Source organism: Bacteroidales bacterium (assembly GCA_014860575.1).
Taxonomy (GTDB): domain Bacteria; phylum Bacteroidota; class Bacteroidia; order Bacteroidales; family JAAYJT01; genus JAAYJT01.
This window is the reverse complement of record JACZJK010000033.1, coordinates 99,999-126,908: the sequence shown is the minus strand read 5'-3', so window position 1 is coordinate 126,908 and position 26,910 is coordinate 99,999. Positions and strand designations below refer to the sequence as shown.

At 43.6% G+C, this 26,910-nt stretch carries 20 protein-coding genes; 9 read left to right on the top strand and 11 right to left on the bottom strand.

Annotated elements, in window-relative coordinates; genetic code table 11:
• Positions 1-218: 218 nt before the first annotated feature.
• From IH597_09360 to IH597_09335, 6 genes are all read left to right on the top strand, one after another.
• Positions 219-2,861 (top strand): T9SS type A sorting domain-containing protein, encoded by a 2,643-nt coding sequence (locus tag IH597_09360; GenBank protein ID MBE0662663.1) that lies wholly within the window; start codon positions 219-221, stop codon positions 2,859-2,861.
• A gap of 142 nt (positions 2,862-3,003) precedes the next feature.
• Positions 3,004-8,049 (top strand): T9SS type A sorting domain-containing protein, encoded by a 5,046-nt coding sequence (locus tag IH597_09355; protein ID MBE0662662.1) that lies wholly within the window; start codon positions 3,004-3,006, stop codon positions 8,047-8,049.
• A 29-nt stretch (positions 8,050-8,078) separates the two neighbouring features.
• Complete coding sequence (locus IH597_09350) at positions 8,079-12,605, top strand: T9SS type A sorting domain-containing protein (GenBank protein ID MBE0662661.1); 4,527 nt, start codon at positions 8,079-8,081, stop codon at positions 12,603-12,605.
• 156 nt (positions 12,606-12,761) lie between these two features.
• The gene (locus IH597_09345; GenBank protein ID MBE0662660.1) at positions 12,762-13,202 is read left to right on the top strand and encodes a response regulator; all 441 of its coding nucleotides are present in this window, start codon (positions 12,762-12,764) and stop codon (positions 13,200-13,202) included.
• Positions 13,203-13,380: 178 nt separating this feature from the next.
• Positions 13,381-13,593, top strand: coding sequence for a type II toxin-antitoxin system HicB family antitoxin (locus IH597_09340; GenBank protein ID MBE0662659.1), 213 nt, complete (start codon positions 13,381-13,383; stop codon positions 13,591-13,593).
• Positions 13,590-13,778 (top strand): type II toxin-antitoxin system HicA family toxin, encoded by a 189-nt coding sequence (locus IH597_09335; protein MBE0662658.1) that lies wholly within the window; start codon positions 13,590-13,592, stop codon positions 13,776-13,778. Before IH597_09340 ends, IH597_09335 begins: the two co-directional genes overlap by 4 nt.
• Before the next feature lie 264 nt (positions 13,779-14,042).
• Here IH597_09335 and IH597_09330 read toward each other — a convergent pair whose 3' ends face one another.
• Genes IH597_09330 through IH597_09305 form a run of 6 tightly spaced genes read right to left on the bottom strand, consistent with a single transcriptional unit; the run spans position 14,043 to position 19,024 of the window.
• On the bottom strand, positions 14,043-14,615 hold the full coding sequence (locus IH597_09330) for an electron transport complex protein RnfA (protein ID MBE0662657.1): 573 nt from the start codon (positions 14,613-14,615) through the stop codon (positions 14,043-14,045).
• Positions 14,616-14,627: 12 nt separating this feature from the next.
• Positions 14,628-15,245 (bottom strand): electron transport complex subunit E, encoded by a 618-nt coding sequence (locus IH597_09325; protein ID MBE0662656.1) that lies wholly within the window; start codon positions 15,243-15,245, stop codon positions 14,628-14,630.
• Positions 15,238-15,825 carry an RnfABCDGE type electron transport complex subunit G gene (locus IH597_09320; protein ID MBE0662655.1) on the bottom strand — a complete coding sequence of 196 codons (588 nt, stop codon included), beginning with the start codon at positions 15,823-15,825 and terminating at the stop codon, positions 15,238-15,240. Before IH597_09320 ends, IH597_09325 begins: the two co-directional genes overlap by 8 nt.
• Positions 15,818-16,825: an RnfABCDGE type electron transport complex subunit D gene (locus IH597_09315; protein ID MBE0662654.1), complete on the bottom strand. Its 1,008-nt coding sequence runs from the start codon at positions 16,823-16,825 to the stop codon at positions 15,818-15,820. The genes IH597_09320 and IH597_09315 overlap by 8 nt, the downstream gene beginning before the upstream one ends.
• Before the next feature lie 3 nt (positions 16,826-16,828).
• Positions 16,829-18,160: an electron transport complex subunit RsxC gene (rsxC, locus tag IH597_09310; GenBank protein MBE0662653.1), complete on the bottom strand. Its 1,332-nt coding sequence runs from the start codon at positions 18,158-18,160 to the stop codon at positions 16,829-16,831.
• 9 nt (positions 18,161-18,169) lie between these two features.
• On the bottom strand, positions 18,170-19,024 hold the full coding sequence (locus tag IH597_09305; GenBank protein ID MBE0662652.1) for an RnfABCDGE type electron transport complex subunit B: 855 nt from the start codon (positions 19,022-19,024) through the stop codon (positions 18,170-18,172).
• A gap of 472 nt (positions 19,025-19,496) precedes the next feature.
• On the opposite strand from IH597_09305, the gene IH597_09300 reads away from it, so the two are divergent.
• Positions 19,497-19,799, top strand: coding sequence for a hypothetical protein (locus IH597_09300; protein MBE0662651.1), 303 nt, complete (start codon positions 19,497-19,499; stop codon positions 19,797-19,799).
• A gap of 8 nt (positions 19,800-19,807) precedes the next feature.
• Entirely contained in the window at positions 19,808-20,380 is a 573-nt protein-coding gene (locus IH597_09295) for a nucleotidyl transferase AbiEii/AbiGii toxin family protein (GenBank protein ID MBE0662650.1), read from the top strand.
• A gap of 18 nt (positions 20,381-20,398) precedes the next feature.
• Here the strand turns inward: IH597_09295 and IH597_09290 are convergent, their stop codons facing one another.
• On the bottom strand, positions 20,399-20,812 hold the full coding sequence (locus tag IH597_09290; GenBank protein MBE0662649.1) for a SoxR reducing system RseC family protein: 414 nt from the start codon (positions 20,810-20,812) through the stop codon (positions 20,399-20,401).
• Between the two features lie 147 nt (positions 20,813-20,959).
• Positions 20,960-21,658 carry an SDR family oxidoreductase gene (locus tag IH597_09285; GenBank protein MBE0662648.1) on the bottom strand — a complete coding sequence of 233 codons (699 nt, stop codon included), beginning with the start codon at positions 21,656-21,658 and terminating at the stop codon, positions 20,960-20,962.
• Positions 21,659-21,856: 198 nt separating this feature from the next.
• Between IH597_09285 and IH597_09280 the strand changes: the two genes are divergently transcribed.
• Positions 21,857-22,348: a dihydrofolate reductase gene (locus IH597_09280; protein ID MBE0662647.1), complete on the top strand. Its 492-nt coding sequence runs from the start codon at positions 21,857-21,859 to the stop codon at positions 22,346-22,348.
• A gap of 69 nt (positions 22,349-22,417) precedes the next feature.
• On the opposite strand, the gene IH597_09275 is transcribed toward IH597_09280, so the two are convergent.
• The 3 genes from IH597_09275 to IH597_09265 all read right to left on the bottom strand — a co-directional run bounded on the left by IH597_09275 (position 22,418) and on the right by IH597_09265 (position 26,906).
• Positions 22,418-23,674: an asparagine synthetase B gene (locus IH597_09275; GenBank protein ID MBE0662646.1), complete on the bottom strand. Its 1,257-nt coding sequence runs from the start codon at positions 23,672-23,674 to the stop codon at positions 22,418-22,420.
• Between the two features lie 140 nt (positions 23,675-23,814).
• Positions 23,815-25,350: a replicative DNA helicase gene (gene dnaB / locus IH597_09270; GenBank protein ID MBE0662645.1), complete on the bottom strand. Its 1,536-nt coding sequence runs from the start codon at positions 25,348-25,350 to the stop codon at positions 23,815-23,817.
• 83 nt (positions 25,351-25,433) lie between these two features.
• Positions 25,434-26,906: a hypothetical protein gene (locus IH597_09265; protein ID MBE0662644.1), complete on the bottom strand. Its 1,473-nt coding sequence runs from the start codon at positions 26,904-26,906 to the stop codon at positions 25,434-25,436.
• Between the last annotated feature and the right edge of the window lie 4 nt (positions 26,907-26,910).

The following is a 26,910-nucleotide window of genomic DNA, read 5'->3' as shown; positions in this document are numbered from 1 at the left end:
TTTCTCCCCCTCCCACACTCCTCCCCTCAGCGTTCCCTTAATAAACCCCGGCGTTCACTAAACAAATCCCGGCGTTCACTTAATGGTTGTGTTTTCACTTTTTTGGCAAAGTAATTTTGATGTAGTATTCCGGGTAAACTTATTTGAGCCGGTAAGCCCCGGATAGAAATTATTAATATTTAATTCATTAATTCCCTAACAACCAAAATCAAAATCCAATGAAAACAAGAATTTTACTCTCAGTGATGCTGCTTTGCAGCGCAATGGTTACCCTGGGCCAATGGAACTTCAGGAACCAACAATCCCAAACCAATCAGGAAGGAATTCCCGGACCCAGATTCTGCTCCAGCCAATCAAATGCCGCTAGCCAGGCGATAGCCGTGCCTGCTGCATTAAAAACCGGATCGGAAAAAGCACAGATCATCCAGGTTCCGGGTAATTACACGACCATCCAGGCTGCCATAAACGCTGCCAACCCTGGCGATACCATATTGGTGGCCGAAGGAACTTATTTTGAAAACATCAACTTCCTGGGCAAAAAGCCTTTGGTTCTCACGAGCCATTTTATCCTCGACGGCGATACCAACCACATTGCTAACACCATTATCAACGGAAGCCAACCGGTTTACCCGGAAATAGGATCCGTAATCACTTTTGAATTGGGAGAAGACACCACCTCGGTGGTCTGTGGTTTTACGATTACCGGTGGCACCGGAACCATTGAGCCCAGTGTTAACATGAGAGCGGGTGGTGGTGTCCATATCAAATATTCAGGTGGAAAACTGCTGAACAATTATATCCAATACAACACGGTAACATACAATGGAAGCATTTTTGGCGGCGGGTTACAAACCGGCGGCCCTATCTCTGAAATTCCCTGGATCGTGCTGCGTGGCAACAGGATCATGCATAACCAGGCCATCAGCAATAACGAGTATGCTGATGGCGGCGGACTGATTTGCTTCTATCATCTGATCATGACTGATAACGAAGTTTCCTACAACTGCGCGGATGGCCCAATGGGAGGTGCCGGTGGTGGTATTGTTGCTGCCGGTTCATTTGGAGTAATTGATATCAACATCAGTAACAATGTGATCACCCAAAATGTAGCTAAAACGGATGTAGGAACGAACGCTTATGCAACCCTGGGTGGCGGAATTGCTTTGCACCATAACATCAAAGGTAAGATCGCCAATAACCTGATTGCCCAGAATAATCTTGAAGCTCCGGGTACTTATTGGAGTTGGGGTCCTGGTGTGTTTATTCAGGATATCAATATAAATGATTTTGTTGTTGAAAATAACCAGATAATGGAAAATTTTGCTGTTACCACGCAATCCTGCAGGGGAGGCGGTTTGGCATTACTGCGCTCTGGTGGTACTTACATGAATAATGTGGTTCAGAATAACTCATCATCACACGGTGGAGGGTTCTGCATCACCAATTCCATAGGCGTTGGCGATACTGCAATTATGGTTAACAACACCATAACCGGGAATGTAGCAACCTTTGGCGGAGGAATGTACCTGCAAACATCTGATGCAGTTGCAATTAATTCAATAATCTGGGGCAATACAGCCACAACAGGCCCGGCATTCTACGAAACAGGCAGCAACCTGCAGGTAAGGTACTCGGATGTGCAAGGTGCTACAATCTGGCCAGGTGAGGGCAACCTGATCTGTGAACCGAATTTCCTCGACGACGGCTTCCACCTCAATCCCGATTGCCAGCTTGTGAATACCGGCATTGAATCCATCAACATCAATGGTGTAAACTTTACCTGTCCCATTACTGATATTGACGAACAACCACGACCCTACGGCGGTGCTGTACCTGATATGGGTGCTGATGAAGTACAGGGATGCCTGGCCAGTGGCATTACCTTTAGCACACAGGAACAAATTGATAATTTCCAGGGAAATTATTCCGGCTGTGCTGATATACTTGGCGACATTTTGATTGAAGGCAATAATATTACCAACCTGAATGGTTTAAATGCGCTGCACAGCATTACAGGCAACCTGACCATTATGTATAACCCCAATCTGAGCAATCTTGCCGGGCTCAATAACCTGGAAACCATCGGAGGGTACTTGTATATTATTGATAACCCATCCCTCTCAAGCCTTACAGGATTGGAAGGCCTGGTTTCAACAGGTGCATGGGTGCAAATCATGCATAATAACCTTCTTACGAACTTTTCAGGATTAAATAACCTGCAAACAGTTGGTGAAAAGCTAGCCATCGTTCATAACAACGGGATAACGAGCCTTGAAGGTCTGAATAACCTGAGTAGTATTGGTGGGGATCTTGCAATTGCATGGTCGCCCACCCTCCTTAACTTAAGCGGTCTGAATTCCCTTACCTCAATCGGTGGCATGTTAGTGATTGGCCAAAATCCGCTGATAACGGGTTTGGCAGGCCTGGGGAATATCAGTGCGAATTCTATCACCGATCTGAAAATATACATCAACGCTGCACTCTCAACCTGCGATGTAATGAGCATTTGTGAGTACCTGGCCAGCCCGGGTGGAACCATTGAAATCCATGACAACGCCCCCGGCTGCAACAGCCCGGAGGAAGTTATTGAAGCCTGCCTCACACCGGTTGCAGAAGTTGCCGGTGAAACCAGCATCCGCATTATCCCCAACCCCGCCAGGGATATGATAACCCTTTACCTACCCATGCGCTCAGGCAATGCACAGCTTACCTTATTCAACATCACCGGCGAAAAGTTGCTTGAAAAACAAATTACCCGGGACGAAACCCAGGTGGATATCAGCATGCTGCCCAAAGGCATGTATTTCCTGCGCCTGCAATATGAGAATGATGTGAAGGTGGCGAAGATCATTAAGGACTAAAGAATTGAGTTTATCTCTGCAAAAAGAGATGAAATGGAACGCGGATGACGCTGGTTTTATAGATGATCGCAGATTTAATCAGCGCAAATCTGCCCGATCAGCGTCATCTGCGTTCAATTCAAAATTTAAAAAACTTAAGATCATGAAAAAGTTTATCAGTTTATTGGTTGCGCTGGTTGCGATGAATGGCGCAATGGCGCAGTGGTTCCCGCAAAATTCCGGAACCACAAGTAATCTTAATTCCGTTTATTTCACGGATGCGGACAGGGGATATGCAGTTGGTGATTCTGGAATAATATTGAAAAGCATTGACGGCGGGAATAACTGGGCAATACAGAGTTCGGGAACTTTTGCGAATTTATTCTCTGTTCAGTTTACCGATTCCCTTACGGGATATGCTGTAGGTGATAGCAGTATTATTTTGAAAACCATTGATGGTGGCGACAATTGGGTCAATCAGTCTGTTGGTGTATCGGCAGATTTTAGTTCAGTATCATTCCCCACAGTAGATACAGGTTATGTTGTCGGGTTTTATTGGGATTGGTTAAATAGCGATACGCTATACAATTATATTTTAAAAACCACTAATGGGGGAAATCTCTGGACAACCAGTTATGTGTATAAAACTACTGATGACGTGGGTGAACCCTACGTTAAGTCTGTTTTTTTCCCCGATGTTAACACGGGATATGCTGTTGGCGCAATAGGTAGTATGATGTATTACCCATACTTGGTCAAAACCATAGATGGTGGAATGAACTGGACAAGTCAAGCAATGTGGAATTTTATGTACTATGGAATTTTATCGTCTCATTTTCTTAATGCAGATACAGGTTATGTAGTTGGGTATGGCGGATACAGTTCATTAAAAACCATAAATGGAGGAAATGATTGGACTGGATTATTTTCCTTTGATTTTTCTACGCATTATTCAGTCTATTTCATTGATTCGGAACGGGGATACCTCGTGGGGGGACAGAGTTGGTCAAATGGTAATATTATTCAGTACACGGAGGATGGTGGCAATGTATGGACAACTCAATATTCAGATAACCTTCCAGGGAATTATCTTTTATCGGTCAATTTCGCCAATGATACAACAGGATATGCCGTTGGCACTAATGGTATCATACTCAAAACCACTAATGGCGTGGGCTCTTCAGTCTGCCTGCCCCAAGGCATCACCTTTACCAATCAGGGTCAGATTATTAATTTCCATAACAATTATCCTGATTGCACGGTAATTGAAGGGAATGTTACCATTGAGGGCAGCGATATATCTGATTTGAATGGCTTAAGTGTTTTGACTTCCATCGGTGGCAGCCTTACAGTCAAAAATACTAACTTAACCAATTTTACAGGGCTGAGTAATCTGACCTCCATTGGTAACGGCATTACAATAACCAACAATAACAACCTTGTTAATTTTTCAGGGCTCGAAGGGTTGATATATATTGGAGGGACACAATACCTTCAAGTAGATTATAATGAATCCCTTACAAGTTTTACAGGGCTCGGAAGCCTTACTACAATAGGCGTTGTTTCTGTGAATTCGAATAGTGCTTTAACAAATTTCACAGGGCTGGAAAATCTCACATCAATTGGTAATAACCTTACCATTGGGAGTAATGAATCACTTATATCACTGACTGGGCTGGAGAATCTCACATCAATTGGCAATAACCTGACCATTGTGGGTAATGAAGCACTTGTATCATTGGTAGGGCTGGAAGATTTAACACATATCGATGGATATCTTCACATTGAATCCAATGACTCCTTGAACAACATGGAAGGATTGAGCAACCTGGTTTCCATTGGTGGTGATATGTTACTAATAAAGAATTTCTTTCTTACCAATCTTAATGGTCTTTCTAATCTCAGTACGATAGGGGGAAATTTATATCTCAAGCAGAACCACAACATGACTGACTTTTCGGGGCTTATCGCTTTAACTGCTGTTGATGGCGGTATCACCATTTTCCATCATAATAAACTTACCAGCCTGAATGGGCTTGAAAACCTTACCACAGCCGGAAATATCAGTATTTACTATAATAACAAGCTTACCAATCTTGAGGGTTTAGCGAACATTGATGCTGGTTCCATCAACTATCTTACAATTTCTAACAATGCACTTTTAGCAACCTGCGATATAATAAGCATTTGCAATTATTTGGCAAGTCCGGCAGATTCTGTTAATATTCACGACAATGCCCCCGGCTGCAACAGCAGGGAGGAAGTAGAAGCGGCCTGTGAACAGCACTGCCTCCCCGAAGGCATCACCTTCACCACGCAGGAGCAGATTGATAATTTCCAGATCAATTATCCGGGGTGTACGGAGATTGAGGGGAATGTTGTGATCGAGGGAAATAGCATTAGCAACTTAAACGGATTAAGCGTGCTGGATTCGATCGGGGGATCTCTTGAAATTCTATATAACCTCGCCCTGACCAATTTGGCGGGACTTGAAAATGTGACTTCCATTGGAGGAGACCTTCGTGTTTGGGGCAACGCCGCATTGACCAGCATGACCGGGCTTGAAAGCCTGACTTACATTGGGGGAGATCTCGGTATTTTTATAAACGATTCTCTGACTAGCCTGACAGGGCTTGAAAATCTGGATTCCATTGGAGGTAATTTAGAAATTGGTGGTTATTATTACTCGAGTGGGAATGTTTCGCTGTCAAGCCTTGCAGGACTTAATAATCTGATTTCGATCGGTGGCAGCCTTTTCATTAGATATAATCCTGAACTTTCAGATTTGTCTGCATTGGAAAATCTTAACTTCATACCAGATAATTTAACCATTACTGGTAATTATAGTTTGACCAATTGCGCAATTCAAAACATCTGCAATTATTTAAATGCTCCCAATGGTGTTGTGGAGATTCATAATAACGGATCTGGCTGCAACAGTCAATCCGAAGTAGTCAATGCTTGCGGAGGGTCTGTTCCATGTTTGCCTTATGGAAACTATTATCTACTCTCGCAGGCCGATGTTGATAATTTTCAGATAAATTTCCCGGCTTGTAATGATTTAGCAGGAAATTTGACAATTACCGGGAATTCCATAGTTAACCTCACCGGCTTAAACCAGGTATATTCCATTGGCGGTTCTGCTTCCATAAATTATTGTGATAATCTGGAAAATTTAAATGGATTAGAAAATCTTTACACAATTGGAGGCTCGTTCAGTTTGCATGACAATCACCGTGTTAAAGATTTTTCAGGATTGGAAAATCTCGATTCTATTGGCGCGCTAGTAATTGGGTGGACTGATGACGGAGGATCTGGAGGTCCTATACCTGGAGGCAATGATTCATTGGTGAGTCTGAGTTCTTTGTCAAACCTAACTTATGTTAGAGGAATAGAGATTGGGCAAAATCCTTCCTTGTTGAGTCTTGCTGGCTTGGATAATATTAATGCCAATACACTAGCATATATGGCCATTGGGTTAAACAGTTCCTTATCCACGTGTGATGTTCAAAGCATCTGTGCCTACCTTGCAGCACCAAATGCAACCGTCTGGATTTTTGACAACGCCCCCGGCTGCAACAGCCCGGAGGAGGTAGAAGCGGCCTGTGAACAGCACTGCCTCCCCGAAGGCATCACCTTCACCACGCAGGAGCAGATTGATAATTTCCAAATCAATTATCCGGGGTGCACGGAGATTGAGGGGGATGTGCTTATTAAGGGGAATGATATTACCAGTCTAAATGGATTAAATATTTTGACTTCCATAGGTGGTTATTTAATCCTTGGGAAATATGGCGGAAACCCGGCCCTAAACAGCCTGACAGGGTTGGACAATCTGATATCCATTGGAGGTGATCTCAAGATGTATTTCAACAACGCCCTGATCAGCTTGGCGGGACTGGAGAATCTGACTTCTATTGGAGGTAATTTCGGTATTTATTCAAACAATTCTCTGACCAGCCTGACGGGGCTTGAAAATCTGGTTTCCATCGGGGGCAATCTTAACATAGGCGGTCAAGATTTTGGGAATGCATCCCTGACAAGCCTTACAGGGCTTGATAATCTGATTTCGATCGGTGGTAACCTATTCATTAGAGATAATCCTGAACTTTCAGATTTGACTGCGCTGGAAAGTTTAACTTTCATACCAGGAGATTTAATCATTATTGGAAATGATAGTTTGACTGATTGCGCAATTCAAAACATCTGCGATTATTTAAATGCTCCCAACGGTGTTGTGGAGATTTTATATAACGGAGCTGGATGCAACAGTCAATCTGAAGTGGTAAATGCATGCGGGGGTTCTGTTCCCTGCTTACCTTTTGGTAACTATTACTTCCTCTCACAAGCCGACGTAGATAATTTTCAGGAAAATTTCCCGGCGTGTAATGATTTAGTAGGAAATTTGACAATTACCGGGAATTCCATAGTTAACCTCACCGGCTTAAACCAGGTATATTCTATTGGCGGTTCTGTTTCCATAAATTATTGTGATAATCTGGAAAATTTAAATGGATTGGAAAATCTGCACTCAGTTGGAGGCTCATTTGGATTAGGATATGAGAATCACCGGATTAAAAACTTTTCAGGATTAGAAAACCTCGATTCTATTGGCGGTTCTCTCCTGATTGGATCGTTTGATGACGGCGGACCTGGTTATCTACCTACAGGTAATGATTCATTGACGAGCATAAGTTCTTTGGTAAACCTTTCGCATGTTGGAGCAGGAATTGAAATTGGGAAAAATCCCTCCTTATCAAGCCTTGCCGGCCTTGAAAATATTAATGCCAGCACATTAACAGGCATGGTCATTATTTTGAACAGTTCCTTATCCACTTGCGAGGTGCAAAGCATCTGTGATTATTTGGCAAGCCCAAACAGTAATATTGATATATGGGGTAACGCCCCCGGCTGCAATAGCCCGGAGGAAGTTATTGAAGCCTGCCCAACGCTGGTGGAAGGAGTTAACAGTGAAACCAACATCCGCATTATTCCCAACCCGGCCAGGGATATGATAACGGTATTATTGCCAATGCTAACCGGCAAAGCGCAACTTACCTTATTCAACATGACCGGCGAAAAGTTGATGGAAAAACAAATCACCCAGCCCGAAACCCAGGTGGATATCAGCATGCTGCCCAAAGGCATGTATTTCCTGCGCCTGCAATATGAGAATGATGTGAAGGCGGCGAAAATCATTAAGGACTAAAGTAATTGAAAATATAAAATTCAATAATCATGAAAAAGCTTGTTATTTTAATGCTTGCGCTGTTTGCGATGAATGGCGCAATGGCGCAGTGGTTCCCGCTGAATTCGGGAACAACTAGTGAACTCGTTGATGTTTTTTTTACCAGTGTATATACTGGTTATGCAGTAAGCAAGGGGCCATTAATCCTGAAAACCACAGATGGCGGAATAGACTGGACAATCCTGGCTGAGATGGATTCAATAATGCTTTACTCGGTTTTTTTTACAAGTGCAGACACAGGCTATGTTGCCGGTGTATTGACAAATTATCAGGATAATCCCGGCATCATTCTGAAAACCACAAATGGAGGAGAAAGCTGGGAAACAGTATTTGCTTACGCAGTTACTAATGTTAATAGCACTGAACTCCATTCCGTCACTTTCCCGGACAAGAATACAGGTTATGCTCTTGGTTTTAGCTGGTGTTCAAATGGTGCTTGTGAAACATATTTCTTAAAAACAACGGATGCTGGTATAAACTGGACTGTAGATGTTCTCCCCTGGCAAACGGTAGAATTTTTAGATGACTTGCATTTCATTAATACTGATACAGGATTTGCTGTTGGACGTTCATATGATTTGTCATATGATTATGGTTGGTTGGTTTTAAAAACCACAAACGGTGGACAGGATTGGTCTGCCACTAACTCCGGGAATTTGTGGGATTATTCGTGGCTTTCTTCAGTTTATTTCCCCAATGAAACTACAGGTTATGCAGTTGGCACTGATTATAATGATGAGGGAACGGAAGCCCTGATCCTGAAAACTACCAATGGAGGCACAGATTGGATGCAAATGGAAACGAATATTGAAGATTATCTTTGGTCTGTTTACTTTTATAATGACAATATAGGTTATGCTTTAGGTTCTCAATCTATCTATAAAACCATTAATGGAGGAATGGATTGGGAAGAACAATTAATGGGGGGGCCATATGAATATTTTAATTCATTTACTTTCATTAATGCAGACACAGGTTATGCCGTTGGCAACAATGGCAAAATACTGAAAACCACCAACGGCGGCAGTGTATCAGGCTGCCTCCCAGAAGGTATCACCTTCACCACCCAGGAACAGATTGATAATTTCCAGGCCAATTATCCGGGGTGTACGGAGATTGAGGGGGGTGTTTTTATTTCGGGGACCAATATAACCAATCTGAATGGTTTAAGTGTATTGACTTCCATCGGGGGTAACCTTACAGTCAACTACACAAACTTAACCAATTTTACAGGGCTTAATAATCTGACTTCTGTTACACAAAATCTTCAGGTAAGTTATAATGAATCCCTTACAAGTTTTACAGGACTTGGCAGCCTGACTTCAACAACTGATGTTGAGGTGAGTTGGAATAATGCCTTAACTAATTTTTCAGGGTTGGAAAATCTTACATCAATTGGCAATAACCTGTCCATTTGGGGTAATCAATCACTTGTATCATTGACTGGATTGGAAGGATTAACTTCAATCGGTGGAAGTCTTATGATAGGTTATTCTGGGTGGGGAAGTGCTGGCAATCCAGCACTGACAAGCCTTGCTGGACTCAATAATCTGAATACCGTTGGAGGTAATCTCGACATAGTATATAACGATGTTCTTACAAGTCTTGAAGGATTGGAAAATCTGAATACCATTAGTGGGTCTCTCGATATAATGACTAACAATGCTCTAACAAGTCTGGAAGGATTGGAAAATCTAGATTCCATTGGAGCATCCCTCAGTATCCTGGGCAATGGTGCCCTTACAAGTTTGGAAGGATTGGACGGATTAACATCTATTGGGGCTGATCTTTACATTTACAATAATAACTTGCTTTCTGAATGCGATGCGCAGGGCATTTGTATGTATTTGTCCGATCCGGCAGGAGTAGTCGAAATTCATGACAACGCCCCCGGTTGCAACGGGCCAGGACAGATTGCCACTGACTGTGGTATAACAATGGATTGCCTGCTTTACGGGAATTACTATTTTTCATCCCAGGCTGAGATTGACAGTTTTGCTGTAAACTTTCCTGATTGCCATGAGCTTACCGGAACAATCATTATTTCAGGCGATGATATCACCAACCTGGATGGATTAAACACAGTTGCCTCAGTTGAAGGTAACCTTACGATCCGTAATAACCCATCCATGAGTTCCCTTAACGAATTAAATGGCCTCATCTCTTTTGATGGTAATTTATTGATTGAAAATAATCCTGTGCTTGCAGGTTTAGGAGGATTGAATAATCTTCAAACGATCACTGGCAATCTGACCCTCTGGTACAATCCTGCTTTAAATGAGATAACAGGGTTCAGCAGCCTTGATAGTATGGGAGGGAATTTAGAATTAGTCCAAAACCCCGTGCTTTCAAATATTGCTGGATTTGGCAACCTGACTTCTGTTTCAGGAAGTCTGTCCATAAGCAGCACAGTCTTACCTGACCTGGCCGGATTGAGTGCTCTTAACACTATAGCAGGCAGTCTGAATATTTCATCAAATAACTCACTTACCAGTCTTACAGGAGTGAGTGCCCTTAACACCATATCGGGCAGCCTGTCAATTTCATCAAATAATTCACTTACAAGCCTGAACGGTTTGGGCGGGCTGACTGCGATAAATTATCGCTGTTATATAGCTTACAATCCATTATTGCAAAACCTGAACGGATTGAACAGCCTTACTACCACAGGTGGTGATTTTATAATTAGTAGTAATGCAGCCTTATCAGCGCTGGATGGGCTGAACAGCCTCATCTCGGTGGGCGGGAGCCTGGTCTTAGGAGCTTACCCGGACTGGGGTATTCCTAATGGCAATCCGGCATTAACTAACTTAAACGCACTTGAAAACCTAACCAATGTCGGTGGGACACTGAGAATTGAAAAAAATAACCTGCTGCAAAGCCTGTCGGGACTGGAGGGATTAACGAGCACCACAGGAGGGATAAGCCTGCAATATAATAACTTACTTACCAGCCTGAACGGATTAATTAACTTAACCTCCATTGGAAGCAACCTTCATATTGCCAATAATTCAATGCTTGCCAGTTTATCCGGCATGAACAACCTGACAACCATCGGCGGATTTCTTCACCTTGAATACACTGGCCCCCTGAACAACCTGGAAGGATTGAGCAACCTTGTTTCCATTGGTGGTGGTTTGTCGGTTATAAAGAATTCTTCTCTCACCAATCTTAATGGTCTTTCTAATCTCAGCACGATAGGGGGAAATTTGTATCTCAAACAGAACCACAACATGACTGACTTTTCAGGGCTTGGCGCTTTAACATCCATTGGTGGCGGTATCACCGTTTTCCATCATAATAAACTTACCAGCCTGAATGGACTTGAAAATCTTACCTCAGCCGAAAATATCAGTATTACCTATAATAGTAAGCTTACCAATCTTGAGGGAATAGCGAACATTGATGCCGGCTCCCTCAACTACCTTACAATTTCTAACAACGCACTATTAGCTACCTGCGACATCATAAGCATTTGTAATTATCTGGCAAGCCCTGAAGGTTCCGTTGATATTCACGCCAACGCCCCCGGCTGCAACAGCCCGGAGGAAGTAGAAGCAGCCTGCGAACAGCACTGCCTTCCTGACGGTATCACCTTCACCACCCAGGAACAGATTGATAATTTCCAGACTAATTATCCGGGGTGTACGAAGATTGAGGGGGATGTATTTATAAACGGCTGGATTACTAATCTTAATGGTCTAAACATGGTAACTTTAATTGGGGGTAACTTGGAGATTTATTATCCTGGGGAACTTCTAACAACTTTGATTGGCCTAGATGCATTAACTGCTGTCAATGGGAACTTAATGATTGCAAAAACTTCTCTTGTCAATCTTAACGGTCTTGGATCTTTGAACTACATTGGCGGAAACCTTATTCTTGGTATTGATGGTATGTTTCCTGCAACCAATCCTCTACTCATTAGTTTAAGTGGCCTTGAGGCTTTGATGACCATTGGAGGAGCGTTAAATCTCTACGCAAATAATTCACTCAGCAATTTTAATGGACTAAATGCTTTAGCATCTGTCGATGGTTTGGATATTCGGGAAAATATTAACCTCTCCTCTCTGGCGGGTATAGAAAATATCAATGTTGCATCTGTTAACCATATAGGGATAAGTGGAAATACTTCCTTATCATCTTGCAATGTTCAAATCATTTGCAATTATCTGGCAAGCCCAGGAGGTTCTGTTGATATTCACGACAACGCCCCCGGCTGTAACAGCCCGGAGGAAGTTATTGAAGCCTGCCCTACACTGGTGGAAGAAGTTACCGGTGAAACCAGCATCCGCATTATTCCCAACCCGGCCAGGGATATGATTACTGTATTATTGCCAATGCTTACCGGCAATGCGCAGCTTACCTTATTCAACATCACCGGCGAAAAGTTGCTTGAAAAACAGATCACCCGTGCCGAAACCCAGGTGGATATCAGCATGCTGCCCAAAGGCATGTATTTCCTACGCCTGCAATATGAGAATGATGTGAAGGCGGTGAAAATTATTAAGGACTAAAGATTTGGGATTGGTGCATCAAATGAGCATATAAAATGGAACGCGGATGACACGGATTTTACGGATTACCGCGGATTTGATCAGTGCAAATCTGCCTGATCGGTGTCATCTGCGTTCCATCAAAATGAATTGAAAAATGCCAGAAATACCGAGGTCATGCTGCAAACACTCATCATAGACGACGAAGCCCACATCCGCGATACCTTGTCGAAGATGTTGCTGAAGTTTTGCCCGCAGGTGAAACCGGCAGGCGTGGCAACGGGTGTGGCAAGCGGTATTCAGGCTATCTCAAACCTCCACCCCGACCTTGTTTTTCTCGATATCAACCTCGGCGACGGCAATGCATTCGACCTGCTGCATGCGATCAGGAATTTTGACTTCAGGGTTATATTTATTTCCTCATTTAACAACGAGGCCATCCGCACAATGAAGAAATCAGGCATTGATTTTCTGCAAAAACCCTTCAACCCCTCCGACCTGGTTGAAATTGTAAAGAAATCAGAGTTAAGTGATGAAGCTGATAAAACAACCCAGATCGAAGTACTTGAAAATAGCCTTGGATTTGGAAAAAGACGTGTTGAGGGCAAAGGGAAATAGAATTTCTAGTTCACTTGCCACGAATTCACGAATGAAATCCAGAAAACTGTTGCCACGGCTGATAAACTGATTTTATTCGTGCATTCGTGGCCATTAAAAATTATTCAAAGAACTCATTAAGGTTGGTTTTTGTATTTTTGAACTAAAATTACCAGAATAGAATTTGGAGACTCAGGTCATGAAAAATAATTATACGGCTGTAATAAAGCAAATTGATGATTGGTGGGTAGGATGGATCAAGGAAGTTCCGGGTGTAAATTGCCAGGAGAAAACATACGATGCATTGAAGGAAACCCTCGAAGTTACACTTCAGGAAGCTTTAGAATTTAACCGTCAGGAGGCGCTGGCTGCTGCTGGCAGCGGATTCAGGGAAGAAATCATCATTGTATGAAGCGCCGGGAACTCCTGAAGCATCTTCGAAATCATGGCTGTAAATTGCTTAGAGAGGGAAGCAAACATTCATGGTGGCATAATCCATCCCAAAATAGACGATCTGCAATCCCGCGTCATATTGAAATAAAAGATATTCTGGTAAGAAAAATATGCCAGGATTTGGGTGTCAGACCCTTAAAATAATGTTCAAAAAAATGGCCACGAATGCACGATTGAAATCCAGAATACAGTTGCCACGGATTCACGGATAAAAACCTGAATATGGTCGCAACGTAATTTGTCCACTCATGCTGATACACACATACTATCCTTGAATCAGTGGTAATAGAAATCCATGAATCAGTGGCGAAATATTATCCATGAATCAGTGGCAACCAATTCTTTTTAAATGCCACAATAGCGGAAACAACCCGCATTCTCTAAATCACAAATCCAAAATCGTAAATATTAAACCAGTCCTGCAAACCCCATAAACGCTAGCGCCAGGATACCTGCAACCAGCAAGGCAATAGGCGCACCGCGCATAGCTTTGGGAACACCCATCAGATCGAGATGTTCGCGGATGCCGGCAAAAATGATCAATGCCAGTCCGAACCCAATCGCAGTAGCAACAGAAAAAACAACGCTCTGCAATAAGTTAAAATCTTTTTGTACGGTAAGGATCGCAACACCCAGAATGGCACAATTGGTAGTGATTAATGGTAGGAAGATTCCTAAGGCCTGGTAAAGCGGAGGGCTTACTTTCTTGAGTATAAGTTCAACCATCTGAACCAGCGCAGAAATCACCAGGATATAAGTGATGGTTTGGAGGTAGCTGATCCCGAAAGGAATCAGGATAAAGTAGTAGATCAGATAAGTAACAATGGTGGCAATGGTCATAACAAACAATACAGCCCCAGCCATACCACCTGCCGTAGAAATCTTTCCCGATACGCCTAAAAACGGGCAAATGCCGAGAAACTGCGCCAACACAATATTATTGACAAATATGGCCGCGATGATAATTGCAAAGTATTCCATAATGCTTTCAGTTTATTTTTTCGACATTCTTTGTTTCAGCATTGCGTTTAACGCAACAAGGTATGCCAATGCAATAAATGCCCCGGGTGCAAGCACAAACACCAGCATCACCACAGGGTTGCCGTCGGCATCAAGCGGATAAAAACCCAGGTTCAGACCAAAGATGCTGCCCGAACCAAGAATTTCTCTTACGCTTCCCAGCAGGGTAAGCGCGAAGGTAAAACCCAGCCCCATTCCAGTGCCGTCAATGATAGAGGAGAAAACCGTATTTTTCGATGCAAAGGCTTCGGCTCGACCTAAAACCACACAGTTCACAACGATAAGTGGAATGAACAAACCTAGACTTTCGTAAAGTGCAGGAACAAATCCTTCGAGTACCAGTTGCACGATGGTTACAAAGGAGGCGATAACAACAATAAAGGCGGGGATGCGCACCTTAGCGGGGATCAGGTTCTTGATAAGGCTGATCACCAGGTTCGACATAATGAGCACAAAGGCTGTGGCAAGCCCCATCCCGAAACCATTCATGGCCGAAGTGGTAACACCCAATGTCGGGCACAAACCCAGCAACATGATAAATACCGGGTTTTCTTTTATGAACCCTTTTGTAAAGTTTGTAAGATTACTCATGCCTGTCTCCTTTCTGTTCCTTAAATGCGATAAAAGCCCTGTCAATGGCGTCGCTGTATGCGCGCGAGGTAATGGTTGCGGCAGTAATGGCATCCACATCGCCTCCGTCTTTGACTACTTTTAGTTTGAATGAACCGGGATGTTTTCCTTTGAACTGATCGCTCCAGGGCGATTTTTTCTTGTCTACTTTATCGCCCAAACCGGGGGTTTCCTTGTGTTCAAGATGTACCACATCAATGATGGTGCCGTCGGGTGCGAACCCAACCATGGCTCGGATCAGGCCACTGAAACCGTTCATGGTGAATGTTTCCACAGCAATCCCAACGGTATCGCCATCCTTTAGTGCGTAATTGAAGCCCAGCGGCAAGGCCATATCCGGGAATTCAATGTTCTGGCTGATCACCGTGTCAAATGCCGGAAGCACCTGTTTGAGGGCGGCTATTTTCTTGGCAAGTTTGGCCTTTTCTATAGGTTCTTTGGTGAGTTCATAAACTCCGGCCAGTGCGAAAGCTGCTACAGCCGTGATGATAAACAGCGTGAGCAGCATGTTTACAAAGGTTGATTCTGTTTTCTTAGCCATTTTTCACAACCTCCCCGAATCTTTTAGGTTTCAGATATTTATTGAGCAAAGGAGTAAACCCGTTCATGATCAGGATCGCAAAAGAAACACCTTCGGGATAAGCGCCCCATATCCTTATCAGGATAGTGAGTACACCGCATCCTATCCCGAAGATCAGTTGCCCTTTCCGGCTCATGGGTGAACTCACCATATCGGTTGCCATATAGAAAATGCCTAACATCAAACCACCGGTCACAAGATGAAACAGCGGGTCAACATAATAAGTCGGGTCAATCAGCCAGAGTATTCCTGCGAACACAATTACTGAACCCATATACGCTGTAGGAATTTCCCAGGTTATTATTTTGCGAACCAGCATGAAAAGTCCGCCAAGCAGCAATGCAATGGCCGACATTTCGCCTAAGGAGCCGGTCTGGTAGCCAATCATGGTTTCGATGTAGCTGGGGAAAGCCGGGTCGGACATGATTTCCTGAACCGTGCGGCCTGCTGCCACGCCTTCTTTAAGGATTCCCAATGGGGTCGGACCTGTCATGGCATCAGTGATGCTTTCGGCGAAAAGCGGTTTTGGAAGTGGCCAGGAAGTCATTTGCACCGGAAAAGAAATCAGCAGGAATACACGTCCAACCAGCGCCGGGTTGAAGGGGTTTTTGCCCAGACCGCCAAACGACATCTTTCCAATGCCAATGGATACAAACGCTCCAACAAGAATTATCCAAACGGGCAGATTGCCGGGCACATTAAAAGCCAGTAAAATGCCTGTGACCAGCGCAGAGCCATCATTGATGGTAGGTTCCTGCTTCATCAGGAATTTCTGAATAAGGTATTCGAACAACAGACAGCCGGCAACGGAGAAAAATATTACCCGCGCGGCATCCAGCCCGAAAAAGTAAAAAGACACCAGCATGGCCGGGATCATGGCAATGACCACCCCATACATGATCTTTTTTACCGATTGGTCTCCGAACGCATGCGGAGAGCCCGAAACAGTTAATGGATTCATTCGTTATTTTTTAGCTCTGGTTCTGATAATCTGGCCAACTTTATTCTTTCCTAATCGCAGGTAATCAAGCAATGGTCTGCCCGACGGACAGGTATAATGGCATGAGCCACATTCCATGCAGTCCATGACCAGTTCATTCTCAAGGTCTTCCCATCTTTCGGCGGCGCTGAGTTGTGCAAGTAAAACCGGTTCAAGGCCCATTGGACAAACTCCGATGCAACGTCCGCAGCGGATGCAATTGACCATCTTTGGCCGGGTTGCTTCCTTTTCGGTGATAATCAGGATGCCGCTGGTACCTTTCACAACTGGTGCTTCGAGCGAGGTAAGCGCTTTGCCCATCATCGGGCCGCCGCTGACGATCTTGCCGGTATCTTCGGGCAAACCGCCGGAAGCTTCCACCAGGTTGTTTACCGGTGTGCCGATCCGAACCAGATAGTTGGCGGGTTTTTTCACCGATTTTCCGGTAAGGGTCACAACGCGTTCAAACAATGGCTTGTTTTTCTGAACCGCTTCGTATACAGCAAAAGCGGTCCCCACATTCTGAACCACACATCCAACCTCTATGGGAAGTTTTCCGGATGGAACTTCGCGGCCAATCATGGCCTTGATCAGTTGTTTCTCACCTCCTTGCGGGTATTTTACTTTCAGCGCGTGGACTTCAATTCCTTTGAATTTTTTCGCAAGGTTTTTCAGGTTTTCAACTGCATCCGGCTTGTTATTTTCAATGCCTATATAAGCCTTTTCAACTTTCAGGGCTTTCATTAGAATGGTAACACCGACCAAGGTTTCCTCGCCTTTTTCAATCATCAGGCGGTGATCGGAGGTGAGGTACGGTTCGCACTCCACACCATTGATGATAAGGCAATCGGCTTTTTTACCGCTGGGAACCATCATTTTCACATGGGTCGGAAAGGTAGCTCCCCCAAGGCCAACCACACCCATATCTTTGATTTTCTGTGTGATCTCTTCAGGGCTGAGATGACAATCGCGGGTAATGTTGTCAGAACGGTCAATGCTTTCGTCCCAGTCGTCGCCGGCAACATCAATGAAAATGGCTTTGCGTTTGTAACCGCTCTGGTCAATCACATCGTCAACTTTGGCAACCTTTCCGGAAACAGAAGAATGCACATTGGCCGAGATAAAAGCTTCGCCTTTGCCTATGAGTTGGCCCACTTTCACCAAAGCGCCTTTTTCAACAACAGCTTTGGCCGGAGCGCCGAGGTTCTGACCCAGTGGAATATAGACTTTTGGAGGTATAGCAAGTACTTCTGTGACAGCTTTCTCAGAGATTTTGTTTTCAGGAGGGTGAACGCCACCCAAAGCAAATGTCTTCATGCGATGTAATTATGCGGTTTTAGTAGTTTCAGCAGCTTGCTCAGTTTTCTCTTTACGAGGAGGGAAATTAAGCTCATGGATAGCATTGGTAGGGCAAACCGGGGCACATTTACGGCAAAGTTTACACTTTTCGTAGTCAATGTAAGCCAGGTTATTTTCCATTGTAATGGCATCGAACGGACAAACCTGCTGGCATTTGCTGCAGCCAATGCAGGCTACTGAGCAGTTCTTTTTAGCCGGTCCGCCTTTTTCGGTGTTCACACAACAAACAAAAATGCGGCGGCTCTTCTTGCCAACATTTCTCATCTCAATGATTACACGCGGACAAGCTTTTACACAAGCGCCACAGGCCACGCAGTTTTCTTCAATGATCACCGGCAAACCTGTTACTTCGTCCATATACATGGCATCGAACTTACAAGCAGCCACACAATCACCAAGACCCAGGCAGCCATTGGGGCAACCGCTTTCGCCAGCCGATAGGGCATGTGCAAAGGCACAGGACATAGCGCCTTCATACCTGACTTTTTTTGGTGCATTTTCGCACGAACCATTGCAGCGCAGCACAGCCACCTGTTTCTCTTTGGCTTCGGCTGTGAGGCCGAGTGATTCGGCAATGTCGGTCATCATGCTTCCACCACCAACCGGGCAGTTGAGTTCCGAAAGATCAGTTGCTTTTACGATAGCTTCGGCGAAATTGCGGCAACCTGCAAAACCACAGCCTCCGCAGTTGGCGCCGGGCAACTTGTCGTTGACCTCATCAATGCGCGGATCTTCAATAACCTTAAATTTCTGAGCTATAAAATAGAGAATGATGGCGGCTGCAGCGCCGATGCCGCTGAGCGAAACGATGGACACCAACATGACATTACTTACCACGGATGCTCCTTTCTGTATATTTTAAATTCGAATTCGAGAAATCATTTATTTACAAGGACTTAAGATTTACTTTTGTTAAAAGCACTGCAAAAATAGAAACAATAAAAATTATGGGGCTTATTTATAAATGTTCTAAAAGGTTTTATAAAATGCACTTTATCAGTAGTATATAGGCTGTCATCAGCTACTGGTAAAATGCTAAAGTATTTAATCTAATTGAATTTCAATAAGATAAAAATGCTATTTGGAATTTATTTAAATTGAGAGGGAGATGGTGATAACCTATTGGGGGGAGTTAAGGGCCTAAGTTATCACGAGATACTGCTAAAATAGATTCACTGAATTATAACTACTTATGTATTTTTCACAAGCAGTCAAAACCATCCTAAGCAATTTCATTACTTTTGCTCCATACCTTTTAAAGCAAACCTTTAATTCTTTTTGGCAATTACCCATTATGGATCAGCAAGCAAAGCCAATATTCAACAAACGCATTTTCTGGGATGTGGATTTTGAGCAGTTAGATTATGACGCCAAATTGAATTTTGTGATTGAAAGGGTTTTTGAACGCGGCGATGTGGAAGACATCCGCCAGTGCCGGCGTTATTATGGTGATAATAAGGTGAGCGAGGCTCTCCTTGCTGCTAAGTTCCTGCCTGAGCATCGGATTTTTCTGGCAAGTGCAGTGATCAATAAACCTGTAGAAGAATTCAGATGTTACACATTAAGACAGTTGAACCCCACACTTTTTCCATACTGAAGAAATTAATGGAAATTCCATCACTGCAACCCTTCTCGTTGGTTGGAGGTACTGCCTTGACATTGCGATATGGCCATCGCAGTTCTGTTGACCTGGAACTATTCTCTCACCAAAAATTTGATCATTCCCTGATTGAGCATGAATTATTAAAAACATTTGGAAGCTCATTTACTTTCGAAAGCGGGCATACACAAACCGGTATTTTCTGCTTTATTGAAGAGACCAAGGTTGATATTGTTCATTACCCTCACCTGCCTATCAGTAATATAGAATTATTTACAGGAATCAGAATGTATAACGATGCAGACATTGCCGCAATGAAAATTCAGGCTATTTTGGGTAGAGCCAGGAAAAAATATTTTTGGGATATTCATGAGTTGCTTCAACATCATACACTTCAACAGATAATTGACTGGCACAAACAAAAGAACCCCAATCAGATGCTGGCTATAAGTATTCCCAATGCTCTCAGCTACTTTGTTGAGGCTGAGGATAGTGAATCTCCAGTGAGTTTTAGAGGCCAGACCTGGGATCAGGTTAAAAAGGATATTTCAAAGGCAGTTCGGGATTATCTAAGATGAAATAGCATTACGATCCCCCTACTCAATCTCAAACCTGAAAGTATTCCTCAGTTTTTTTCTCATCGCATAAAGGATCAGATAATAAGGAAAAAGCAACAGTAGGGAAATCAACCCGGACTGCAGTTCGCTGCCGGTGAGATAGCTGAACAGAAATAGTGAAGCCATCACTATTACAAATGGCAGCAGATATCCGAGCCACAATGCCTTGTTGCCCATTGAGGTTGACATATTGATGGTAACTACTTCACCGGGTTTGTAGTTCGTAGGGGTTGCATGCTGCACCTCGATGATCTTTTCCTGCACATCGCTGAGGTTGCAGATGCTTTTAGTCTGGCAGGAAGCGCAGGCGGATTTGGATTCGATACTTACCAGTACGCGGTCGTCTTCGCATTTTACGACGATTCCCTGGTGGCAAATGTTGTTTTCTTTCATCATTCAATTTTTAAGTCCCAAATTCCAAATCTCAAGCCCCAAGGGGAATTTACCAATTTTGTATGATTAAACTGAATTTCCAGAACACAAAACCTAATGCAATCTTCCCTTGGAATTTGGGATTTGAGACCTGGTTCTTGGGTCTTTTCACGGCGTTGAAACCGAAACCGGCAACACCTTCCCATTAAAATATTTATGGCCTTTTACTAAAAAATCCGCAACAAACACTGCCATCTCTGATGCAGAAAGCGGAGCTTGGTATCCGGGGAATGCTGCAGCAAGCATCTCAGTTTGAACCGCTCCAAAAGCAAGGCAGTTTACGCTGATCTTTCTATCTTTGAGTTCTTCAGCAAGGCACTCCGTAAGGATGGCCAGCGCTCCTTTGCTGGCACTATAAAGTGCGAGTCCCGGAAACTTGGCGCTGCCTTGCACCCCGCCCATGCTTCCTGCATTTATAATGTGCGAACCTTTGTTCATTAACGGCAGTAGATCTCTGATTATCCGGAATGGGGCATCAAGATTGGTTCGCATTACAAGGTTAAAATCTTCGTCGCTGCATTCGGCAAAAGGCTTGTTAACCAGAGCCCCGGCATTGTTAAAAAGACCGTCAATTCTGAAATCCAATTCGCTGAGGAAAGGGATGAGATTGTTTTTGATGCTGCCGTTTACAATATCAAATTTTAAGGGGATAATTTCTGAAACAAGAGGATTAGCCTTTGTAGCCAGCTCATGAAGTTTTTCAATATTCCTTGAGATCGCAATGATGCGGTTTCCCGGCAACTTTCCCAAGTGCCTTACAGTCTCAAATCCAATTCCTTTTCCGGCACCGGTAACAATTAAATCCATTTGGTGTTTTTATATGGTGATTTACAACTTTAGATGATTTTATACGCTGATAATCTGGTATTCGATGCAGTTCATTGATTTTTACCTTATCATCTTAAGCTTGCATCATGCAAAGTTAAGTTTTTATAGGTATATCCTAACGCTTGTTTTTTCTTTACTTTTGGTGCGAACTTTCAATACGGACTGAAATTTCAAAACATGATCTCACTCATCGTCGCCATAGCGCAAAACAATGTAATTGGCAAAGATAATAAGCTGGTGTGGCATCTTCCGGCTGATCTGCGTTATTTCAAAAACACCACAATGGGGCATACATTGATCATGGGTCGTAAAACTTTTGAGAGTTTTGGTAAGCCGCTTCCGGGTCGCAAATCTATAGTGATCACACGGCAGAAAGACTGGCAGCATGAAGGTGTTACAGTAGTTCATTCATTGCAGGAAGCAATAGGTTCCGCACCTAAAAATGAAGAGGTTTTTATTGTTGGAGGGGCAGAGATTTACCGGCAAGCCATGCCGTTTTGCCAGAAAATGTATATCACTATCATCCACCATGATTTTGAAGGCGACACTTATTTTCCGCCAATTGACTATTCGCAATGGAGGCTGATGAGCGATGAAATGCACATGCCCGATGAAAAAAATCCATGGTCTTATAGTTTCAGAATATTTGAAAGAACCCCTCAACTGTAACTATTTCCCTTCGCCCATGCCCTAAGCCCAACGCTCCATGCCCACTGCTCTTTACTTCAAGCTCTTCTCCTAGGTTTTCTGTTTTTTCTTTCTTGCAGCTGGAAACAACACATTATTTAATATGAGCCGGTAGCCGGGCGAGTTTGGATAAAGATCGAGGTTGGTTGGCGGATCGCCGACAAAATGCTGGTAATCTTCGGGATCATGCCCACCAAGAAAAGTAAATGTACCGTTTCCAAATGCTCCGTGAATGTAGCGGGCTTCGTTCCACGCTTTATTTTCTCCGAGGATAGTTACAGTAGGTTTGATATATTGTTTTCGGAACGCCGTTGATTGACCCATAAAACCTTTTACAACCGTTTCGTGGTTTTGGTTCAGCATAGTTGGAACCTGATCCCACTTGGCTGAGAATTCAAACAGGCTAAAGAGATCCAAAGCCTGGTTGCGGCCTGTTTTTGGAACATCCAGGCTTGATTTCGCATACTCATAAGGGTTCATGACCAATTGAAAATCCTGGAAGGCAAAAGTCTTGCTAAAATCAAGTTTTTGCTGTGCGTTTGGGTCAGGAGGATCGCCATCGTACATTACATCACAGATGTCAACTCCTTCTGCAGCAAGCGCAATATCGAGGCTTTCAGGCGCTGAACACATGGAAAAAAGATACCCGCCCCCGGCAACAAACTCCTGTATTTTCTTTGCTACCGAAAGTTTTAGATGAGAAATCTTGGTAAACCCATGTTTGTTGGCAATATTGGTCAGCGTGCGGAATTCCTCCTGATACCAGGCTGCATTGCGGTAATTGGCATAAAACTTTCCGAGTTGCCCTGTAAAATCTTCATGGTGAAGATGGAGCCAGTCATACATGGGAAGAGCCCCATTCATTATCTCATCGTTATATATTTTTTCGTAAGGGATCTCTGCATAAGTGAGGGCGAGGGTAACTGCATCATCCCAGGGTTGGCTGAGCGGTGGCGTATAAACTGCAATGTTGGGCGCTTTATGAAGTTTTACCTCATCCATGTTGACGTTTGGATCAGCAATTTCATTCAGGATTGCCGCGGCCTGCACATCGGCAATTACCTGGTAGGATACATCACGGATAATGCACTCATTTTCAAATGTTTTATGATGCTGAAACATAAAACTGCCGCCACGGTAATTCAGCAGCCAGCTTATTTCTGTTTCGTATGTAAGCACCCAATAAGCGATGCCATAAGCTTTAAGATGGTTTCGCTGGGAGTTATCCATCGGGATCAGAATATAAGCCCCAAATCCCTGGGCATAAATAATTAATACGAAAAAGAATAGGAGAATTAGTCGTTTCATTGGCATCAAGGCATTGGTTGAAATAGAAAACTATAACGCTTGAGTCACGGAATTAGTTTAGTAAGCACTTTCTGCACTTTGCTCTCTGCTTCACGCCCTTAGCCCCAAGCTCTATGCACCATGCTCCACGCCCCACGCCCCTAGAACGGTTGGTCGTCGTCAGACGAATCATCCATCTCGTTAATTTTACTCTGGTAGGTAACAGTATTCTGATTGCCTTGATAAGGATGCTGCTGGTTGTAACCCGGGTCGCTTTGATAGTTCTCTTCCAGATCCATGAAGCGGGCAAACTGATCAACGAAGCGCAGGTTAATATCTGCAAGCTTGCCGTTCCTATGCTTTGCAATACTTATTTCTGCGATCCCGGCCAGGGAGTTCCCCTCACTGTCCTCGGTGATTTTGTAATATTCCGGGCGGTAGATAAACAAAACCATATCGGCGTCCTGTTCGATGGCGCCTGATTCACGAAGGTCGGAAAGAATTGGCTTTTTTGAACCGCCACGGGTTTCAACGGCACGGCTTAATTGCGACAGGGCAATGATCGGGATATTCAGTTCTTTGGCAAGCGCTTTCAGCGATCTTGAAATATTGCTAATTTCCTGTTCGCGATTTCCCCTGTTTTCACCGCCACCCGACATCAACTGCAGGTAGTCAACCACGGCAAGTTGAATATCATATTGTGCTTTCAAACGCCGGCATTTGGCCCGGAGTTCAAAAATCGTCAGTGCCGGTGTATCGTCAATGAGCAGCTTGGCATCTTCCAGATTTTTTATTTTAGCATTGAGTTGATGCCATTCATGGTTTTCAAGTGTTCCTTTTTTCAGTTTATCGGCCGGAAGCATGGTTTCGGCTGAGATCAAGCGGGTCACAAGTTGAATAGCCGACATTTCAAGAGAAAAAACAGCCATAGGCCTTTTGAAATCAACGGCAATATTTCGGGCCATTGTAAGTACGAAAGCCGTTTTACCCATACCAGGCCTGGCTGCAATAATGATGAGGTCAGAAGGTTGCCATCCGTTTGTGATGCGATCCAATGCGGAAAATCCGGATGGAACCCCACTAAGGTGACCTTCCATATTTTTTGCTTTCTCAATATTTTCAACGGCTTCCTTTATAAGTGAAGGCATGTCCTGAAAATTGCGCCTGAGGTTGGTTTCGCTCAACGAAAACAGGTTTTGTTCAGCTTTGTCGAGCAAGTCGAAAACATCGGTGGTGTCTTCAAAGGAATCGCGGATGATTTCTGATGAGGTTCGGATCAACTCACGCTGAATATATTTCTGCATCAGGATGCGGGCGTGATATTCAATGTTGGCGGCCGAAGATATCCTGTTTGTAAGTTGCGTAATGTAATATGGCCCGCCTACAATTTCAAGCTTGCCATTGGTTTTCAGCTGGTTGGTGACGGTGAGGATATCAACAGGTTCAGTCTTTTGAAAGAGTTGCGTAATGGCTTCAAAAATAATATGGTGAACTTCCTTGTAAAAGGTATCGGGCTTTAAAATGTCAATTACCGCTGTGAGTGCATCTTTTTCGAGCATAATAGCTCCGAGTACGGCTTCTTCGAGCTCAATAGCTTGTGGCGGCAATTTGCCATGATCCATCAGATCATTAGTAACAGCGGGCTTTTTGAGGCGACGGCGGGTGCTATCGGCAAAGGTGTTTTTTTGTTCTTCCATGGGGTCAAAAATAGGGATATTAAAACAGGTTTGGCTGTGAAATGTGCGAGAATATTTTTCAACAATTCGCTACAATCAACTAATCAATTGGTTGGAAATTTTGGCTCAGTTATTATTTTCAAATACTTAAAAAATGCTGACATCTTTTGAATCTGAAAATGCGAGCTTGCTTGCATCCTGATCATGAAATCTTCCTGCTCCTTACTCTTTCCTGACACAATGTTATAAGCTGATGAAGCTTCAAGTTCGCTGGCAAACAAGTCTTTTACAGAAGTACTGAAAGATGCGACAGTAGGAATCTCCGGAAGTTCATTTTTCTGGTTTGCCTGAGGGTCGTAATAATAATTGCTTTTCAAAACTGCAGACAGATCTAATATTGTTTTATTCGAACCTGGCTGAATAGTAGAATTTAAAACCGAAACTTTATCAATTAAGAATACGTCATCAAACAGAATGATGCTCTTGCTGGTTTCGAGGATTTCAATGAGCAATTGATAGAAAACTGGCAATGAATTTTGACCAGGTTCAAAATAATGATGCTTTAATTCTGGTTCAGAAAAGGAACGATACGCATGGCCAGTGCTTAGAAAAAACGGCAACTTCTCATATGGCCTCGTCCCCGCATATAGTGGTACAGCCGGCCGATGATACCAAACTTTAAGGAAGCATACAGCATATTCAATCTTTTCAATGAATCCGCGGATGAATTCCTTGTCAATGAAGGGTGTTGCGGTTTTGTGTGCCTGGAGTTTCATTTTCTGAACCGGGTCGGTAAGGAAATCATCAGGAATATCCACCAGCAGCAAAATACTTTTTGAGTACAACTCAAACTTTTGTTCCTCATTTAACAATTGCAGTTCGAAAATGGAGTTTTTGGGAATGTGCTTCCAGCAATGCCCCTGGAAATCGCAGGGGTAGGGCTTGTTGCAATGCGGGCCGATGTCAATGGCCGGAGATTTTGAAAGTTCGGTAACTTTGAGTTGGGCGGCAATTTCTTCGGCTATCATGGGCTGCCTTGATCTGGCTTCTTCAAGCACACTTTGTGTGATGAAAAGTTGGTTCAGATCAAGTTCCGCTTGCCGCACATAATCCTTGTTCATATAAATAATGGAGAAGTCTTCTAGGTCAACACCGCAATTGCTGATCACATGGTATTGCAGAGCTGCATCATTGAGATAGGTTTCGCTGATTGAGAGTGAACTTTTTACTTCGTAACCATACCATTTCCCATCTCTGTGTTCAAGAATATCCAAAGCCACCACAACAGAATCATTACTGAAATAGGCTTCGTAAATAACCGGATGTTTCCTGGCTACAAGTTCACGGGTTGTTTCTACCGCACGGGCAGTTTGAAAGTGGATTGGAGGACTTGCATCAAACCCATTTGGGAACAATTGTCTGGCCAAAACACCCACATTGGTGCCGCGTTTAAACTTTGCCAATTGTTCAGGCAAGAGTTTATCGCGCAGGAAATATCTATGCTTATAAAGGTAAAGCGATTTATGGCATTGCATTCCACGGATAAATGTGGATTTGGAAAGTAAATTTTTCTTCATTCCT

Bases quoted from the DNA above. Each gene is read 5' to 3' on its own strand.
- IH597_09360 (MBE0662663.1), top strand. From the start codon at position 219: ATGAAAACAAGAATTTTACTCTCAGTGATGCTGCTTTGCAGCGCAATG.
- IH597_09355 (MBE0662662.1), top strand. From the start codon at position 3,004: ATGAAAAAGTTTATCAGTTTATTGGTTGCGCTGGTTGCGATGAATGGC.
- IH597_09350 (MBE0662661.1), top strand. From the start codon at position 8,079: ATGAAAAAGCTTGTTATTTTAATGCTTGCGCTGTTTGCGATGAATGGC.
- IH597_09345 (MBE0662660.1), top strand. From the start codon at position 12,762: ATGCTGCAAACACTCATCATAGACGACGAAGCCCACATCCGCGATACC.
- IH597_09340 (MBE0662659.1), top strand. From the start codon at position 13,381: ATGAAAAATAATTATACGGCTGTAATAAAGCAAATTGATGATTGGTGG.
- IH597_09335 (MBE0662658.1), top strand. From the start codon at position 13,590: ATGAAGCGCCGGGAACTCCTGAAGCATCTTCGAAATCATGGCTGTAAA.
- IH597_09330 (MBE0662657.1), bottom strand. From the start codon at position 14,615: ATGGAATACTTTGCAATTATCATCGCGGCCATATTTGTCAATAATATT.
- IH597_09325 (MBE0662656.1), bottom strand. From the start codon at position 15,245: ATGAGTAATCTTACAAACTTTACAAAAGGGTTCATAAAAGAAAACCCG.
- IH597_09320 (MBE0662655.1), bottom strand. From the start codon at position 15,825: ATGGCTAAGAAAACAGAATCAACCTTTGTAAACATGCTGCTCACGCTG.
- IH597_09315 (MBE0662654.1), bottom strand. From the start codon at position 16,825: ATGAATCCATTAACTGTTTCGGGCTCTCCGCATGCGTTCGGAGACCAA.
- rsxC (MBE0662653.1), bottom strand. From the start codon at position 18,160: ATGAAGACATTTGCTTTGGGTGGCGTTCACCCTCCTGAAAACAAAATC.
- IH597_09305 (MBE0662652.1), bottom strand. From the start codon at position 19,024: ATGTTGGTGTCCATCGTTTCGCTCAGCGGCATCGGCGCTGCAGCCGCC.
- IH597_09300 (MBE0662651.1), top strand. From the start codon at position 19,497: ATGGATCAGCAAGCAAAGCCAATATTCAACAAACGCATTTTCTGGGAT.
- IH597_09295 (MBE0662650.1), top strand. From the start codon at position 19,808: ATGGAAATTCCATCACTGCAACCCTTCTCGTTGGTTGGAGGTACTGCC.
- IH597_09290 (MBE0662649.1), bottom strand. From the start codon at position 20,812: ATGAAAGAAAACAACATTTGCCACCAGGGAATCGTCGTAAAATGCGAA.
- IH597_09285 (MBE0662648.1), bottom strand. From the start codon at position 21,658: ATGGATTTAATTGTTACCGGTGCCGGAAAAGGAATTGGATTTGAGACT.
- IH597_09280 (MBE0662647.1), top strand. From the start codon at position 21,857: ATGATCTCACTCATCGTCGCCATAGCGCAAAACAATGTAATTGGCAAA.
- IH597_09275 (MBE0662646.1), bottom strand. From the start codon at position 23,674: ATGAAACGACTAATTCTCCTATTCTTTTTCGTATTAATTATTTATGCC.
- dnaB (MBE0662645.1), bottom strand. From the start codon at position 25,350: ATGGAAGAACAAAAAAACACCTTTGCCGATAGCACCCGCCGTCGCCTC.
- IH597_09265 (MBE0662644.1), bottom strand. From the start codon at position 26,906: ATGAAGAAAAATTTACTTTCCAAATCCACATTTATCCGTGGAATGCAA.